Source organism: Streptomyces sp. NBC_00569 (genome assembly GCF_036345255.1).
Taxonomy (GTDB): Bacteria; Actinomycetota; Actinomycetes; order Streptomycetales; family Streptomycetaceae; genus Streptomyces.
The window spans coordinates 6,000,251-6,015,984 of record NZ_CP107783.1 but is presented as its reverse complement, the minus strand read 5'-3'; the positions used below and the strand labels follow the sequence as shown (position 1 = coordinate 6,015,984).

9 protein-coding genes and 3 rRNA genes are annotated in these 15,734 nt (G+C 66.4%); 5 read left to right on the top strand and 7 right to left on the bottom strand.

All coding sequences use genetic code 11. The features are described from left to right. Positions 1-2: 2 nt before the first annotated feature. From OHO83_RS27130 to OHO83_RS27115, 4 genes are read left to right on the top strand one after another with little or no spacing between them, the layout of a single operon-like run. Entirely contained in the window at positions 3-701 is a 699-nt protein-coding gene (locus OHO83_RS27130; protein ID WP_266671177.1) for a DUF4129 domain-containing protein, read from the top strand. Then, positions 698-1,957, top strand: a complete 1,260-nt coding sequence (locus OHO83_RS27125; protein WP_330279823.1) for a DUF4350 domain-containing protein — start codon at positions 698-700, stop codon at positions 1,955-1,957. The genes OHO83_RS27130 and OHO83_RS27125 overlap by 4 nt, the downstream gene beginning before the upstream one ends. Continuing rightward, positions 1,954-2,946, top strand: coding sequence for an AAA family ATPase (locus OHO83_RS27120; protein WP_266671181.1), 993 nt, complete (start codon positions 1,954-1,956; stop codon positions 2,944-2,946). The genes OHO83_RS27125 and OHO83_RS27120 overlap by 4 nt, the downstream gene beginning before the upstream one ends. A gap of 17 nt (positions 2,947-2,963) precedes the next feature. After that, complete coding sequence (locus OHO83_RS27115) at positions 2,964-4,274, top strand: DUF58 domain-containing protein (protein WP_330279822.1); 1,311 nt, start codon at positions 2,964-2,966, stop codon at positions 4,272-4,274. Positions 4,275-4,434: 160 nt separating this feature from the next. Here OHO83_RS27115 and rrf read toward each other — a convergent pair. The 4 genes from rrf to OHO83_RS27095 all read right to left on the bottom strand — a co-directional run bounded on the left by rrf (position 4,435) and on the right by OHO83_RS27095 (position 11,215). Next, positions 4,435-4,551: ribosomal RNA gene (gene rrf, locus OHO83_RS27110) — 5S ribosomal RNA — on the bottom strand. Positions 4,552-4,640: 89 nt separating this feature from the next. Continuing rightward, positions 4,641-7,762 (bottom strand): 23S ribosomal RNA (locus tag OHO83_RS27105). A 319-nt stretch (positions 7,763-8,081) separates the two neighbouring features. Further along, positions 8,082-9,609, bottom strand: a 16S ribosomal RNA gene (locus tag OHO83_RS27100). Together the 16S, 23S and 5S rRNA genes form the textbook arrangement of a ribosomal RNA operon. A 598-nt stretch (positions 9,610-10,207) precedes the next feature. Beyond that, positions 10,208-11,215: a stage II sporulation protein M gene (locus OHO83_RS27095; RefSeq protein ID WP_266671185.1), complete on the bottom strand. Its 1,008-nt coding sequence runs from the start codon at positions 11,213-11,215 to the stop codon at positions 10,208-10,210. A 110-nt stretch (positions 11,216-11,325) separates the two neighbouring features. On the opposite strand from OHO83_RS27095, the gene OHO83_RS27090 reads away from it, so the two are divergent. Beyond that, positions 11,326-12,264, top strand: a complete 939-nt coding sequence (locus OHO83_RS27090) for an RDD family protein (protein WP_330279821.1) — start codon at positions 11,326-11,328, stop codon at positions 12,262-12,264. Between the two features lie 17 nt (positions 12,265-12,281). Here the strand turns inward: OHO83_RS27090 and OHO83_RS27085 are convergent, their stop codons facing one another. From OHO83_RS27085 to OHO83_RS27075, 3 genes are all read right to left on the bottom strand, one after another. Then, positions 12,282-12,896, bottom strand: a complete 615-nt coding sequence (locus OHO83_RS27085) for a hypothetical protein (protein WP_266563514.1) — start codon at positions 12,894-12,896, stop codon at positions 12,282-12,284. A 124-nt stretch (positions 12,897-13,020) separates the two neighbouring features. Next, a complete protein-coding gene (gene ahcY, locus OHO83_RS27080) occupies positions 13,021-14,484 on the bottom strand; it encodes an adenosylhomocysteinase (protein ID WP_266671189.1) in 1,464 nt (487 codons plus the stop codon). A 266-nt stretch (positions 14,485-14,750) separates the two neighbouring features. Next, entirely contained in the window at positions 14,751-15,722 is a 972-nt protein-coding gene (locus OHO83_RS27075) for a cation diffusion facilitator family transporter (protein ID WP_266671191.1), read from the bottom strand. Positions 15,723-15,734: the final 12 nt, after the last annotated feature.

Genomic DNA, 15,734 nt, shown 5'->3' with positions numbered 1-15,734 from the left:
CGGTGAGCCCGGCGGGGGGAGTGCTCTGGGCTGCCGCGCTGCGCTCGCGCACGGGCGGCGACGAACCACCGGTGACGATCGGACGCGACCCCGCACGGGAAGCGGCCCGACGCGAGCTGTCCGAGCCCGCGTACCACCAGGACGACACGAGCCTCCTCCAGCGGGGCCTCAACCGCTTCTGGGAATGGCTCGACAAGCTGTTCTCCGCCGCCTCCGGGGCGACCCCTGGCGGCGGATTCGGCCTGCTCGTCATCGTGCTCGCGGTCGTGGCCCTCGCCGTCGCCCTGTGGTGGCGCCTGGGCACCCCGCGCCGCTCCGCCCACGCCACCGCCGCACTCTTCGACGACCGCCCCCGCACCGCCGCCGAACACCGCGCGGCCGCCGAGGCGCACGCGGCCCAGGGCCACTGGACCCCGGCCGTACAGGAACGGATGCGCGCCATCGTCCGCTCCCTGGAGGAACGCGCACTCCTCGACCCGCGCCCCGGCCGCACCGCCGACGAGGCCGCCACCGAAGCCGGCCGCACCCTGCCCGCGCACACGGACCGACTGCGCACCGCGGCCCGCGACTTCGACGACGTCACATACGGCGGCCGTACCGCGACCCAGCAGACGTACGAGCGCCTCACCACGCTCGACTCCGAACTGGACCGCACCACCCCCACGCTCACCGGCAGCATCCCCCGAGGAGCCGCCGAGTGACCACCCAGCATCCGACGGCTCCCACCGCTGCCCCTCAGAGCGCACAGGGCTCCACGCCACCGGCGCATCCGGGCGAGCAGCCGCCGGCCACCTCCACGGCCCGCACCCCACGCCAGCTCTGGACCCGCACGCGCGGACTGCTCATCGCCGTCGCGATCCTGCTGATCGCCGCCGTCGCCATCGCGCTCGTCCGCTCCGAAGCCGCCCACGGCCGCCTCGACCCTCGCTCCGCCGACCCGAGCGGCAGCCGCGCCGTCGCCCGCCTCCTGGCCGACCGGGGCGTCTCCACGCGCGTGGTCACCACCACCGCCGAGGCCCGCACCGCGGCAGGCCCCGACACCACCGTCCTCGTCGCGTCCCCGGACCTGCTCACCGACCGCCAGCAGGCCCAACTGCACGCCGCCACCACCGACTCCGGCGGCCGCACCGTCCTGATCGCCCCCGGCGCCCCCTCGCTCGACGCCCTCGCCCCCGACGTCACCGTGGACCCCGCACCCAGCCTCGACGCACTCGCGCGCCCCGGCTGCACCCTGTCCGCCGCCCGCCGCGCCGGCGACGCCGAGACCGGCGGCCGCCGCTTCGCCACGTACCCCGCGGACGCCGACACCTGCTACCGCAGCGAAAGCCTTCCCACCTTGCTGCGCCTGCCGGAGGCCAAGGGCGGCGACACCGTCCTGATCGGCGCCCCCGACATCCTCCTCAACGACCGCCTCGACGAGCACGGCAATGCCTCGCTCGCCCTGCAACTCCTCGGTTCCCGCCCCCACTTGGTCTGGTACCTCCCCTCCCTCTCCGACGACGCCCGGGCCACCGACTCCGAGCGCCGCAGCTTCTTCGACCTGCTCCCCTCGGGATGGCTCTGGGGCACCCTGCAACTCTTCGTCGCGGCCGTCCTCGCCGCGTTCTGGCGCGGCCGCCGCCTCGGCCGACTGGTCCCCGAACGCCTCCCCGTGGCGATCCGCGCCTCCGAAGCCGTCGAAGGACGCGCCCGCCTCTACCGCAAGGCCAACGCCCGCGACCGCGCCGCCTCCGCTCTGCGCACCGCCACCCGCACCCGCCTCGCCCCCCTCATCGGCGTCCCCCCGTCCCAGGCCCACACGCCCGAGACCCTGCTCCCCGCCCTGGCCGCCGCACTCCACACCCCCGGCCAGGACCCACGCCCCCTCCTCTTCGGCCCGCCGCCCGCCGACGACGCGGCCCTGACAGCCCTCGCCGACCAACTCGACGCCCTCGAAAGAGAGGTACGCCACTCATGATGGCCCCGACCACTGACAACGCCGGGCCCACCGGAGATCCCCACAGCTCACGGGCGTCTCTGGAGGCCCTGCGCGCGGAGATCGCCAAGGCCGTCGTCGGCCAGGACCCCGCGGTCACGGGCCTCGTCGTGGCGCTCCTCTGCCGCGGCCACGTCCTTCTCGAAGGCGTCCCCGGAGTGGCCAAGACCCTCCTCGTACGCGCCCTCGCAGCCTCCCTCGAACTCGACACGAAACGCGTCCAGTTCACCCCTGACCTGATGCCGAGCGACGTCACGGGCTCCCTCGTCTACGACGCACGCACCGCTGAGTTCTCGTTCCAGCCCGGCCCGGTCTTCACCAACCTGCTCCTCGCGGACGAGATCAACCGCACCCCGCCCAAGACCCAGTCCTCCCTCCTCGAAGCCATGGAGGAACGCCAGGTCACGGTCGACGGCACCCCCCGCCCGCTCCCCGACCCCTTCCTGGTCGCGGCGACGCAGAACCCCGTCGAGTACGAGGGCACATACCCCCTCCCCGAGGCCCAGCTGGACCGTTTCCTCCTCAAGCTCACAGTCCCCCTCCCCTCCCGTCAGGACGAGATCGACGTCCTGACCCGACACGCCCAGGGCTTCAACCCGCGCGACCTGCGCTCCGCGGGCGTACGCCCCGTAGCCACCGCCGCCGACCTGGAAACCGCCCGGGCAGCCGTGGCGAAGACCGCGATCTCCCCCGAGATCACGGCCTACGTCGTCGACATCTGCCGCGCCACGCGCGAATCCCCGTCCCTCACCCTGGGCGTCTCTCCCCGCGGCGCAACGGCGCTCCTGTCCACGGCCCGCGCCTGGGCCTGGCTGACGGGCCGCGACTACGTCATCCCCGACGACGTGAAGGCCCTCGCCCTGCCCACGCTCCGCCACAGGATCCAGCTCCGCCCCGAGGCCGAGATGGAGGGCGTCACGCCCGACTCGGTCATCAACGCGATCCTGGCCCACGTCCCCGTTCCCCGCTGACGCAAGGCTCTGGACCCATGGCCCTCACCGGACGCACCGCCCTGCTCGCCGCCCTGGGCTCCCTCCCCGTAGGCATCTGGGAGCCCAGCTGGACCGGCATCCTGGCCGTGAACACCCCCCTGGCCCTGGCCTGCGCCTGCGACTTCGCCCTGGCCGCCCCGGTACGCCGACTGCGCCTGACCCGTTCGGGCGACACCGCAGTACGCCTGGGCGACCCGGCCGACGTCACCCTCACCGTCACCAACTCCTCGCGCCGCCCCCTGCGCGCCCAGCTCCGCGACGCCTGGCCGCCCAGCAGCTGGCTCCCCGGCACCGAGGTCGAGGCGTCCCGTCACCACGTGACGATCCCCCCGGGCGAACGCCGCCGCATCACCACCCGTCTGCTTCCCACCCGCAGGGGTGACCGAAAGGCCGACCGGGTGACGATCCGCTCGTACGGCCCGCTGCGCCTCTTCACCCGCCAGGGCAGCCACGACGTCCCCTGGACGGTCCGCGTCCTCCCCCCGTTCCACAGCCGCAAGCACCTGCCCTCGAAACTGGCCCGCCTCCGCGAGCTGGACGGCCGCACCAGCGTCCTGACCCGCGGCGAAGGCACCGAATTCGACAGTTTGCGCGAGTACGTCCCCGGGGACGACACCCGTTCCATCGACTGGCGCGCCACCGCCCGCCAGTCGACACTCGCGGTCCGCACCTGGCGCCCGGAGCGCGACCGGCACATCCTTATCGTGCTCGACACGGGCCGCACCTCCGCCGGCCGCGTCGGCGACGCACCCCGCCTCGACGCGTCGATGGACGCCGCCCTCCTCCTCGGCGCACTGGCCTCCAGAGCCGGCGATCGGGTCGACCTGCTCGCCTACGACCGCCGCATCCGCGCCTTGGTCCAGGGCCGCGCGGCCGGCGAACTCCTGCCGGCCCTGGTCAACGCCATGGCCCCACTGGAGCCGGAACTCGTAGAAACGGACGCCCGCGGCCTGACCGCGGCGGCCCTGCACACAGCGCCCCGCCGTTCACTCGTCGTCCTCCTCACGAGCCTCGACGCGGCTCCCGTGGAGGAGGGCCTCCTCCCGGTCCTCTCCCGCCTCACCAAACGCCACACAGTATTGGTGGCTTCGGTGGCGGACCCGACGATCGCGGAAATGGCCGGCGCCCGAGGAAACACAGAGGCGGTCTACGACGCTGCCGCCGCGGCCCAGGCCCAAGCGGAACGCCACCGCACGGCTGAACTGCTAACCCGTCGCGGCGTCACGGTCGTCGACGCCACCCCGAACGACCTCGCACCGGCCCTGGCGGATGCCTACCTCGCTTTGAAGGCAGCGGGCCGACTCTGAATATGAGGAAAAGGACCGGGCTCTGAAAGGGGTCCGGCCGAAAAGGTCCGGCCGAAAAAGAGAGGACTGGTCTGAGGCGGCCGGCCCGGGACCGGCCCCGAAACGCAGAAAACCCCCGCAACAGGATTCTCATCCGTTACGGGGGTTTTCTTCAAAAATAGTTCGGCGGCGTCCTACTCTCCCACAGGGTCCCCCCTGCAGTACCATCGGCGCTGTGAGGCTTAGCTTCCGGGTTCGGAATGTAACCGGGCGTTTCCCTCACGCTATGACCACCGAAACACTATGAAACTGTCAACCGCACCACGCTCTGTGACAAACGTGGGGTTGTTCGTGGTTTCAGAACCAACACAGTGGACGCGAGCAACTGAGGACAAGCCCTCGGCCTATTAGTACCAGTCACCTCCACCCGTTACCGGGCTTCCAGATCTGGCCTATCAACCCAGTCGTCTACTGGGAGCCTTAACCCCTCAAGGGGGTGGGAATACTCATCTCGAAGCAGGCTTCCCGCTTAGATGCTTTCAGCGGTTATCCTTTCCGAACGTAGCCAACCAGCCATGCCCTTGGCAGGACAACTGGCACACCAGAGGTTCGTCCGTCCCGGTCCTCTCGTACTAGGGACAGCCCTTCTCAATATTCCTACGCGCACAGCGGATAGGGACCGAACTGTCTCACGACGTTCTAAACCCAGCTCGCGTACCGCTTTAATGGGCGAACAGCCCAACCCTTGGGACCGACTCCAGCCCCAGGATGCGACGAGCCGACATCGAGGTGCCAAACCATCCCGTCGATATGGACTCTTGGGGAAGATCAGCCTGTTATCCCCGGGGTACCTTTTATCCGTTGAGCGACGGCGCTTCCACAAGCCACCGCCGGATCACTAGTCCCGACTTTCGTCCCTGCTCGACCCGTCGGTCTCACAGTCAAGCTCCCTTGTGCACTTACACTCAACACCTGATTACCAACCAGGCTGAGGGAACCTTTGGGCGCCTCCGTTACTCTTTAGGAGGCAACCGCCCCAGTTAAACTACCCATCAGACACTGTCCCTGATCCGGATCACGGACCCAGGTTAGACATCCAGCACGACCAGAGTGGTATTTCAACGACGACTCCCCCTGAACTGGCGTCCAGAGTTCAAAGTCTCCCACCTATCCTACACAAGCCGAACCGAACACCAATATCAAACTGTAGTAAAGGTCCCGGGGTCTTTCCGTCCTGCTGCGCGAAACGAGCATCTTTACTCGTAGTGCAATTTCACCGGGCCTATGGTTGAGACAGTCGAGAAGTCGTTACGCCATTCGTGCAGGTCGGAACTTACCCGACAAGGAATTTCGCTACCTTAGGATGGTTATAGTTACCACCGCCGTTTACTGGCGCTTAAGTTCTCAGCTTCGCACACCCGAAAGTGCACTAACCGGTCCCCTTAACGTTCCAGCACCGGGCAGGCGTCAGTCCGTATACATCGCCTTACGGCTTCGCACGGACCTGTGTTTTTAGTAAACAGTCGCTTCTCGCTGGTCTCTGCGGCCACCCCCAGCTCATGAAGTAAATTCAATCACCGGTGATGGCCCCCTTCTCCCGAAGTTACGGGGGCATTTTGCCGAGTTCCTTAACCATAGTTCACCCGAACGCCTCGGTATTCTCTACCTGACCACCTGAGTCGGTTTAGGGTACGGGCCGCCATGAAACTCGCTAGAGGCTTTTCTCGACAGCATAGGATCATCCACTTCACCACAATCGGCTCGGCATCAGGTCTCAGGCACAAGCTGTCCGGATTTACCTAGACAGCGCCCTACACCCTTACCCCGGGACAACCACCGCCCGGGCTGGACTACCTTCCTGCGTCACCCCATCACTCACCTACTACAAGTCTGGTCCGTCGGCTCCACCACTTTCCTTTCCCCGAAGGGTCCGGAACGGCTTCACGGACTTAGCATCGCCTGATTCAATGTTTGACGCTTCACAGCGGGTACCGGAATATCAACCGGTTATCCATCGACTACGCCTGTCGGCCTCGCCTTAGGTCCCGACTTACCCTGGGCAGATCAGCTTGACCCAGGAACCCTTAGTCAATCGGCGCACACGTTTCTCACGTGTGTATCGCTACTCATGCCTGCATTCTCACTCGTGAACCGTCCACAACTCGCTTCCGCGGCTGCTTCACCCGGCACACGACGCTCCCCTACCCATCCCAGCGGGCGTTGGCCCTACATGCTGGAATGACACGACTTCGGCGGTACGCTTGAGCCCCGCTACATTGTCGGCGCGGAATCACTAGACCAGTGAGCTATTACGCACTCTTTCAAGGGTGGCTGCTTCTAAGCCAACCTCCTGGTTGTCTGTGCGACTCCACATCCTTTCCCACTTAGCGTACGCTTAGGGGCCTTAGTCGATGCTCTGGGCTGTTTCCCTCTCGACCATGGAGCTTATCCCCCACAGTCTCACTGCCGTGCTCTCACTTACCGGCATTCGGAGTTTGGCTAAGGTCAGTAACCCGGTAGGGCCCATCGCCTATCCAGTGCTCTACCTCCGGCAAGAAACACACGACGCTGCACCTAAATGCATTTCGGGGAGAACCAGCTATCACGGAGTTTGATTGGCCTTTCACCCCTAACCACAGGTCATCCCCCAGGTTTTCAACCCTGGTGGGTTCGGTCCTCCACGAAGTCTTACCTCCGCTTCAACCTGCCCATGGCTAGATCACTCCGCTTCGGGTCTTGAGCGCGCTACTGAATCGCCCTATTCGGACTCGCTTTCGCTACGGCTTCCCCACACGGGTTAACCTCGCAACGCACCGCAAACTCGCAGGCTCATTCTTCAAAAGGCACGCAGTCACGACTGCATGTGCAAGCACATACAGCGACGCTCCCACGGCTTGTAGGCACACGGTTTCAGGTACTATTTCACTCCGCTCCCGCGGTACTTTTCACCATTCCCTCACGGTACTATCCGCTATCGGTCACCAGGGAATATTTAGGCTTAGCGGGTGGTCCCGCCAGATTCACACGGGATTTCTCGGGCCCCGTGCTACTTGGGTGTCTCTCAAACGAGCCGCTGATGTTTCGACTACGGGGGTCTTACCCTCTACGCCGGACCTTTCGCATGTCCTTCGCCTACATCAACGGTTTCTGACTCGTCTCACAGCCGGCAGACTGTGAAAGAGAGATCCCACAACCCCACATGCGCAACCCCTGCCGGGTATCACACGCATATGGTTTGGCCTCATCCAGTTTCGCTCGCCACTACTCCCGGAATCACGGTTGTTTTCTCTTCCTGCGGGTACTGAGATGTTTCACTTCCCCGCGTTCCCTCCACATACCCTATGTGTTCAGGTATGGGTGACAGCCCATGACGACTGCCGGGTTTCCCCATTCGGAAACCCCCGGATCAAAGCCTGGTTGACGGCTCCCCGGGGACTATCGTGGCCTCCCACGTCCTTCATCGGTTCCTGGTGCCAAGGCATCCACCGTGCGCCCTTAAAAACTTGGCCACAGATGCTCGCGTCCACTGTGCAGTTCTCAAACAACGACCAACCACCCATCACCCCGAACCAGCAGATTCGAGTGCACTGGGGTCGGCACTGAAGGCGACCGTTTCGGCCGTACCTTCAGACACCCAACAGCGTGCCCGACCCGGTTCCGCCCGGAGATCATGCTTTCCACGCTCCGAGGAGCAGTACTCACAGCCTCCGACCCGTGAACCCGGTCGAATAGTCAACGTTCCACCCTTGAGCGACCACCGTCGGACATTTGCCGACGAAATGGCTCTTGGACCACCAGACAATGCCTGGCAGCCAAAGTGCTCCTTAGAAAGGAGGTGATCCAGCCGCACCTTCCGGTACGGCTACCTTGTTACGACTTCGTCCCAATCGCCAGTCCCACCTTCGACAGCTCCCTCCCCACAAGGGGGTTGGGCCACCGGCTTCGGGTGTTACCGACTTTCGTGACGTGACGGGCGGTGTGTACAAGGCCCGGGAACGTATTCACCGCAGCAATGCTGATCTGCGATTACTAGCAACTCCGACTTCATGGGGTCGAGTTGCAGACCCCAATCCGAACTGAGACAGGCTTTTTGAGATTCGCTCCGCCTCGCGGCATCGCAGCTCATTGTACCTGCCATTGTAGCACGTGTGCAGCCCAAGACATAAGGGGCATGATGACTTGACGTCGTCCCCACCTTCCTCCGAGTTGACCCCGGCAGTCTCCTGTGAGTCCCCATCACCCCGAAGGGCATGCTGGCAACACAGAACAAGGGTTGCGCTCGTTGCGGGACTTAACCCAACATCTCACGACACGAGCTGACGACAGCCATGCACCACCTGTATACCGACCACAAGGGGGGCACCATCTCTGATGCTTTCCGGTATATGTCAAGCCTTGGTAAGGTTCTTCGCGTTGCGTCGAATTAAGCCACATGCTCCGCTGCTTGTGCGGGCCCCCGTCAATTCCTTTGAGTTTTAGCCTTGCGGCCGTACTCCCCAGGCGGGGAACTTAATGCGTTAGCTGCGGCACCGACGACGTGGAATGTCGCCAACACCTAGTTCCCACCGTTTACGGCGTGGACTACCAGGGTATCTAATCCTGTTCGCTCCCCACGCTTTCGCTCCTCAGCGTCAGTAATGGCCCAGAGATCCGCCTTCGCCACCGGTGTTCCTCCTGATATCTGCGCATTTCACCGCTACACCAGGAATTCCGATCTCCCCTACCACACTCTAGCCTGCCCGTATCGACTGCAGACCCGGGGTTAAGCCCCGGGCTTTCACAACCGACGTGACAAGCCGCCTACGAGCTCTTTACGCCCAATAATTCCGGACAACGCTTGCGCCCTACGTATTACCGCGGCTGCTGGCACGTAGTTAGCCGGCGCTTCTTCTGCAGGTACCGTCACTTTCGCTTCTTCCCTGCTGAAAGAGGTTTACAACCCGAAGGCCGTCATCCCTCACGCGGCGTCGCTGCATCAGGCTTTCGCCCATTGTGCAATATTCCCCACTGCTGCCTCCCGTAGGAGTCTGGGCCGTGTCTCAGTCCCAGTGTGGCCGGTCGCCCTCTCAGGCCGGCTACCCGTCGTCGCCTTGGTGAGCTTCTACCTCACCAACAAGCTGATAGGCCGCGGGCTCATCCTGCACCGCCGGAGCTTTCAACCCCCTCCCATGCGAGAGGGGGTGTTATCCGGTATTAGACCCCGTTTCCAGGGCTTGTCCCAGAGTGCAGGGCAGATTGCCCACGTGTTACTCACCCGTTCGCCACTAATCCACCCCGAAGGGCTTCATCGTTCGACTTGCATGTGTTAAGCACGCCGCCAGCGTTCGTCCTGAGCCAGGATCAAACTCTCCGTGAATGTTTTCCCGTAATCGGGACTACACCACGAGAGCGGAACCGTCGGGAGGAATAATCCCCACGATTCACTGCGTCCTCGCTAGTGCGCCTCACCCCGGTGTGGGAGTGAGGACTTTTTCAAAGGAACCTCCAACCCACAATGTGGGCCGGGGTTGTCAATCTGGCGTTGACTTTTGGCACGCTGTTGAGTTCTCAAGGAACGGACGCTTCCTTTGTACTCACCCGAGAGACTCTCTCAGGCTTTCCTCCGGGCAGTTTCCCTTCGGTCTTGCGTTTCCGACTCTATCAGACTCTTTCGTGTCCGATTTCCTCGGTGCCTTTCAGGTTTCCGCTCCGGCCTTTCGGCTTTCCGCGTTTCCCTTTCCGGCGGTTCCGACTTTATCAGAAGTTCCCGGCCGGATTGACCGGCGTTCGTTTTCCGATTTATCGGGGGTGCGCTTCTGGAGAAGAATTCTCGGAAGCGAGCTAGACCCTAGTCGTTGCCGGCCGACTCTGTCGAATCCCAGGCAACTGTTCAAATCTACCTCCCCAGTCCGTCCGTGTCAACGGCTTTTGTGGGGCGACGAGGAGACTAGCAGGTCAGACACCGTGAACGCACATCACGCGGCGGTGGGTACGGAGGCGCTGCGCTCCGTCTTGTCCAGGTCCCCCGTCTCACCGGCGCGGGCCGCTCTGCCGCCGAGCACGTAGACGTAGACGAGAAAGCCCAGCTCGGCGAGGACGCCGATGGTGATGCGGGCCCAGGTCGGCAGGCCCGAAGGGGTGACGAAGCCTTCGATGGCGCCCGAGATGAAGAGGATGAGTGCCAGGCCGATCGCCATTCCCAGGGCGGCGCGGCCTTCCTCGGCGAGGGCCGCGCGGCGCGTTCGGGGGCCCGGGTCGATGAGGGTCCAGCCGAGGCGCAGGCCCGTACCAGCCGCTACGAAGACCGCCGTCAGTTCCAGGAGGCCGTGAGGCAGGATCAGGCCCAGGAAGGTGTCGAGGCGGCCGGCCGAGGACATCAGGCCGATGCCCACGCCCAGGTTCAGCATGTTCTGGAAGAGGATCCAGAGGACGGGGAGGCCCAGGAAGACGCCCAGGACCAGGCACATGGCGGCCGCCTGGGCGTTGTTCGTCCACACCTGGGCGGCGAAGGAGGCCGCGGGGTGGCTGGAGTAATAGGTCTCGTACTGGCCGCCCGGGCGCGTGAGGTCGCGCAGTTCGGACGGGGCGGCGATCGACGCCTGAACTTCGGGGTGCGTTCCTATCCACCAGCCCAGGAGGGCGGCTATCGCGGTGGAGAGGAGTGCGGTGGGGACCCACCAGTGGCGGGAGCGGTAGACCGCTGCGGGGAAACCTTGGGTCAGGAAGCGGGTCACGTCGCGCCAGGAGGCGCGGCGGGTGCCTGTCACGGCACTACGCGCGCGTGCCACCAGTTGTGTGAGGCGGCCGGATATCTGGGGGTCCGGGGCGCTGGACTGGATGAGGGAGAGGTGGGTCGCGGCCCGCTGGTAGAGGGTGACGAGTTCGTCGGCTTCGGCGCCGTTGAGGCGGCGTCTGCGGCGCAGCAGCGCGTCCAGGCGGTCCCACTCGGCTCGGTGGGCGGACACGAAGACGTCGAGGTCCATCGGGTCGGCTGCTCCTCGGCTGCTGTTGCTGTGGCTACCTCTGCGGCGCGATGTGCCCTCAGCTTGGCAGACTGGCGGTTCCGAGGGCAGGGCAGGGAAGGACGGCCGGCGTGAGTGAGCTTGTGACGGGCGAGGCGGTGGCTCTTGAGCTGCGCCCCGCGAAGCTGCCCAGTCGGGCGTTGGCGGTGGTCATCGATCTCGTCGTGGCGTTCACCGTGTACATCGTGGTGACGATGGGGATCGTGGCGGCCACCGCTTCTCTGGACCAGGCGGCCGCCGCGGCGGTGGCGGTGGCGACGTTCGTGCTGGTGCTTGTCGGGGTGCCGATCGCTGTGGAGACGCTGAGCCACGGGCGTTCGCTGGGGAAGCTGGCGTGCGGGCTTCGTGTGGTGCGGGACGACGGGGGGCCGATCCGGTTCCGGCATGCGCTGGTGCGCGGGGCGGTCGGGGTCGTGGAGATCCTCATGACGTTCGGGGTGGTCGCGTGCATCGCGTCGCTGGTGTCCGAGCGGGGGCGGCGGCTCGGGGACGTGTTCGCGGGGACGCTCGTCGTACGGGAGCGGGTGCCGGCGGGGCCGGCGCGGTTCGTGCCTCCGCCGCCTCCGTGGCTGGTGGGGCGGTTCGCCGGGCTCGATCTGTCGGGGGTGCCGGACGGGCTGTGGCTGGCGGTCCGGTCGTATCTGACGCGGATGGGGCAGCTGGATCCGCAGGTGGGCTGGGCGATGGCGGAGCGGCTTGCCGGTGATCTGGCGGCGTGTACGGGGACTCCGGCGCCGCGGGATGTGCCGCCTGCGGCGTATTTGGCCGCGGTGGTGCATGAGCGGCAGTCGCGGGATGCGCAGCGGGCCTTCGGCGGCGGAGCGGTGCGGGTGGCTCCGGGCGTGACGGGTCCGGTGGGCGGGCCGGGGCCGGTGTATCCGGGTGCCGGGGCGCCGGTTGGGCAGCCCGGGGGTCCGGCTGTCGCGGCTGCGCCTCCCGCTCGCGATGTCGCGCCTTTGCGTCCGCGCGGGGACGAGGGGCCGGGGACGGGTTTCGTGCCGCCTGCCTGACGCGGGTCCGCCGTCTCTCAGGCGAACGTCGAGGGCGGGGATTCGAGGTGTTCGAGCTCGATGCCGGGGGCGGCGAGGACCACGTCGCCGGCGAGGTGGACGGCTTGCTGTTCCCCCGTGTCCAGGTCTGTGACCTGGTATTCGTCGACGTTCAGGGGGCCGGTGTCAGTGGCGTGTGTTTCTGTTTTCAGCAGGGCCCAGGACTGGTCGAGGGTGAGGGGGGCCAGGACGGGGTCGGTGAAGCGGACCAGGCGCACGCGGGTCGCGGGGGAAGCGGGGGTGAGGCGCAGCAGGCGTGCGGTGGCGACGAGGAAGGCCGGCGAGGTGCCGGTGAAGGCGTGGGCGGGGGCGTTTCCCTCGGTGGCGTGGGTGCCGGTGGGGTCGGTGCGTACCCAGGTGACGCCGTCGATGGCTGCTCCTCGTACCTGCCAGCTCGCCGCGTTGAGTTCGAGGCGGATGGGGCGGCCGAGTTCGTCGATGGCCAGGTCGACGGAGCCGGAGTGGTCGCCGGAGGGGGTGATGGTCTGGGAGACGTATCGCCAGCCGGAGGGGCCGGGGGCGCAGTGGAAGTGTTCTTCGCCGAGGGGGGTGTGGTCGTGGGTGTCGTGGAGCGAATAGCGGCCGCGGGGCATGGGGGCTCTCGAGGTCCTTCGGGATCGTGCGGACGTCGGGTGGTGCGGGATGCCGGGCCGGTACGGGGCAGGCCCCCCGCACCGGAGTGCGAGGGGCCTGCGTAGCACCGGGGTCCGCTCGGGATCAGTAGCGGTAGTGGTCCGGCTTGTAGGGGCCGTCGACCTCTACGCCGATGTACGAGGCCTGCTCGGGGCGCAGCGTCGTCAGCTTCACGCCGAGGGCGTCGAGGTGGAGGCGGGCGACCTTCTCGTCGAGGTGCTTGGGGAGCACGTAGACGTCGGTCGGGTACTCCTCGGGCTTCGTGAACAGCTCGATCTGGGCCAGGGTCTGGTCCGCGAAGGAGTTGGACATCACGAAGGACGGGTGGCCCGTGGCGTTGCCCAGGTTCAGGAGGCGGCCTTCGGAGAGGACGATGAGGACCTTGCCGTCGGGGTACTTCCAGGTGTGGACCTGCGGCTTGACCTCGTCCTTGACGATGCCCGGGGTCTGCGCGAGGCCGGCCATGTCGATCTCGTTGTCGAAGTGGCCGATGTTGCCCACGATCGCCTGGTGCTTCATCTTGGCCATGTCCGAGGCCATGATGATGTCCTTGTTGCCGGTCGTGGTGACGAAGATGTCGGCCTTGTCGATGACCTCGTCGAGCGTCGTGACCTGGTAGCCGTCCATCGCCGCCTGCAGGGCGCAGATCGGGTCGATCTCGGTGATGATCACTCGGGCGCCCTGGCCGCGGAGGGACTCGGCGCAGCCCTTGCCCACGTCGCCGTAGCCGCAGACGACGGCGGTCTTGCCGCCGATGAGGACGTCGGTGGCGCGGTTGATGCCGTCGATCAGGGAGTGGCGGCAGCCGTACTTGTTGTCGAACTTCGACTTGGTGACGGCGTCGTTCACGTTGATCGCCGGGAACAGCAGGGTGCCGTCACGATGCATCTCGTAGAGGCGGTGGACGCCGGTCGTGGTCTCCTCGGTCACGCCGCGGATCTCCGAGGCGAGCTGGGTCCACTTCTGCGAGCCCTCGGTGATGGTGCGGTTGAGGAGCTCGAGGATGACGCGGTGCTCGTCCGACTCGGCGGTGTCGGCCGAGGGGACCTTGCCGTCCTTCTCGTACTCGACGCCCTTGTGGACGAGGAGGGTGGCGTCGCCACCGTCGTCGAGGATCATGTTCGGGCCGCCGGTGGGGCTGTTCGGCCAGGTCAGGGCCTGCTCCGTGCACCACCAGTACTCGTCCAGGGTCTCGCCCTTCCAGGCGAAGACCGGGACGCCCTGGGGGTTGTCCGGGGTGCCGTTCGGGCCGACGGCGATGGCCGCGGCGGCGTGGTCCTGGGTGGAGAAGATGTTGCAGGAGGCCCAGCGGACCTCGGCGCCGAGGGCGACGAGGGTCTCGATGAGGACGGCGGTCTGCACCGTCATGTGCAGGGAGCCGGTGACGCGGGCGCCGGCGAGCGGCTGCGTGGCGGCGTATTCCTCGCGGATGGACATCAGGCCGGGCATCTCGTGCTCGGCGAGGGTGATCTCCTTGCGGCCGAAGTCGGCCAGGGAGAGATCGGCGACCTTGAAGTCCTGGTCCTGTCGGTTGTCGACAGTCGTCATAGGGAGCTTGCTCCTCGTGGTGGTGGGTCGAGGTGGGCATGGCTGGTCTGCGGCGATGGACATACGAGTGCCCGGCGCTCGCAGCGCAGTCCGTCGGAGGCCCTCTCTCCCTCGGCCGGTCCGTCGTGCGGGCCGCCCGACCGCCATCAGCAGCGACGTCTGGCTCAGTGACGAATCTACACCGATCGGCCCAGCCGGACCCAGCCCGCCTCCGGGTCCGGCGCCGGCGGGGAGGTCGGTCGGCGTCCGGGCCCGGGCTGTCGGGGCTAGTGGTCCGGGGTCGGGCTGTCCGGGGTCGTGGCCGGGTTGGTGCCGGCGGAAGCGGCCGCCTCGTTGTAGATGTCCGGTTCGAGGTAGATCACGCGGGCGATCGGGACGGCCTCGCGGATGCGGGCCTCCGCGGCGTTGATGGCGTTGGCGACCTCGGTGGCCGTGTCGTCGTGCTGGACGGCGATCTTGGCGGCGACGAGGAGTTCCTCGGGGCCGAGGTGGAGGGTGCGCATGTGGATGACGCCGGTGACGGTGTCTCCGTCGACGAGCGCGGTCTCGATCTTCTTGACGTCGTCCATGCCCGCGGCCTCGCCCAGGAGCAGCGACTTGGTCTCGGCGGCCAGGACGATCGCGATGGCGATGAGCAGGATGCCGATGCACAGGGTGCCGATGCCGTCCCAGAGGCCGTCGTCGGTGGCGAGGGCGAGGCCGGTACCGGCGAGCGCGAGGACGAGACCGATCAGCGCGCCGAAGTCCTCGAGGAGGACGACGGGCAGCTCGGGTGCCTTGGCGCGGCGGATGAACTGGGACCAGGTGAGCCTGCCGCGCAGCTGGTTGGACTCCTTGATGGCGGTACGGAACGAGAAGCTCTCGGCGATGATCGCGAAGACGAGGACGCCGATCGGCCAGTACCAGTTCTCGAGCGCGTGCGGGTGCTTGATCTTCTCGTAGCCCTCGTAGACGGCGAACATGCCGCCGACCGAGAAGAGGACGATGGAGACGAGGAAGGCGTAGATGTAGCGCTCGCGGCCGTAGCCGAAGGGGTGTTGCGGGGTCGCCTCGCGTTGGGCCTTCTTGCCTCCGAGCAGCAGGAGGCCCTGGTTGCCGGAGTCGGCGAGCGAGTGGACGCTCTCGGCGAGCATCGAGGACGAGCCGCTGAAGAGGAACGCCACGAATTTCGCTGCCGCGATCGCGAGGTTGGCGGCGAGTGCCGCCACGATCGCTTTTGTGCCGCCTGAAGCGCTCATGTGTTCCCGATG

What these genes read in the sequence shown, in the direction of transcription:
- OHO83_RS27120 (WP_266671181.1), top strand. Translation starts at nt 1,954, where the DNA reads ATGATGGCCCCGACCACTGACAACGCCGGGCCCACCGGAGATCCCCAC.
- OHO83_RS27115 (WP_330279822.1), top strand. Translation starts at nt 2,964, where the DNA reads ATGGCCCTCACCGGACGCACCGCCCTGCTCGCCGCCCTGGGCTCCCTC.
- OHO83_RS27095 (WP_266671185.1), bottom strand. Translation starts at nt 11,215, where the DNA reads ATGGACCTCGACGTCTTCGTGTCCGCCCACCGAGCCGAGTGGGACCGC.
- OHO83_RS27085 (WP_266563514.1), bottom strand. Translation starts at nt 12,896, where the DNA reads ATGCCCCGCGGCCGCTATTCGCTCCACGACACCCACGACCACACCCCC.
- ahcY (WP_266671189.1), bottom strand. Translation starts at nt 14,484, where the DNA reads ATGACGACTGTCGACAACCGACAGGACCAGGACTTCAAGGTCGCCGAT.
- OHO83_RS27075 (WP_266671191.1), bottom strand. Translation starts at nt 15,722, where the DNA reads ATGAGCGCTTCAGGCGGCACAAAAGCGATCGTGGCGGCACTCGCCGCC.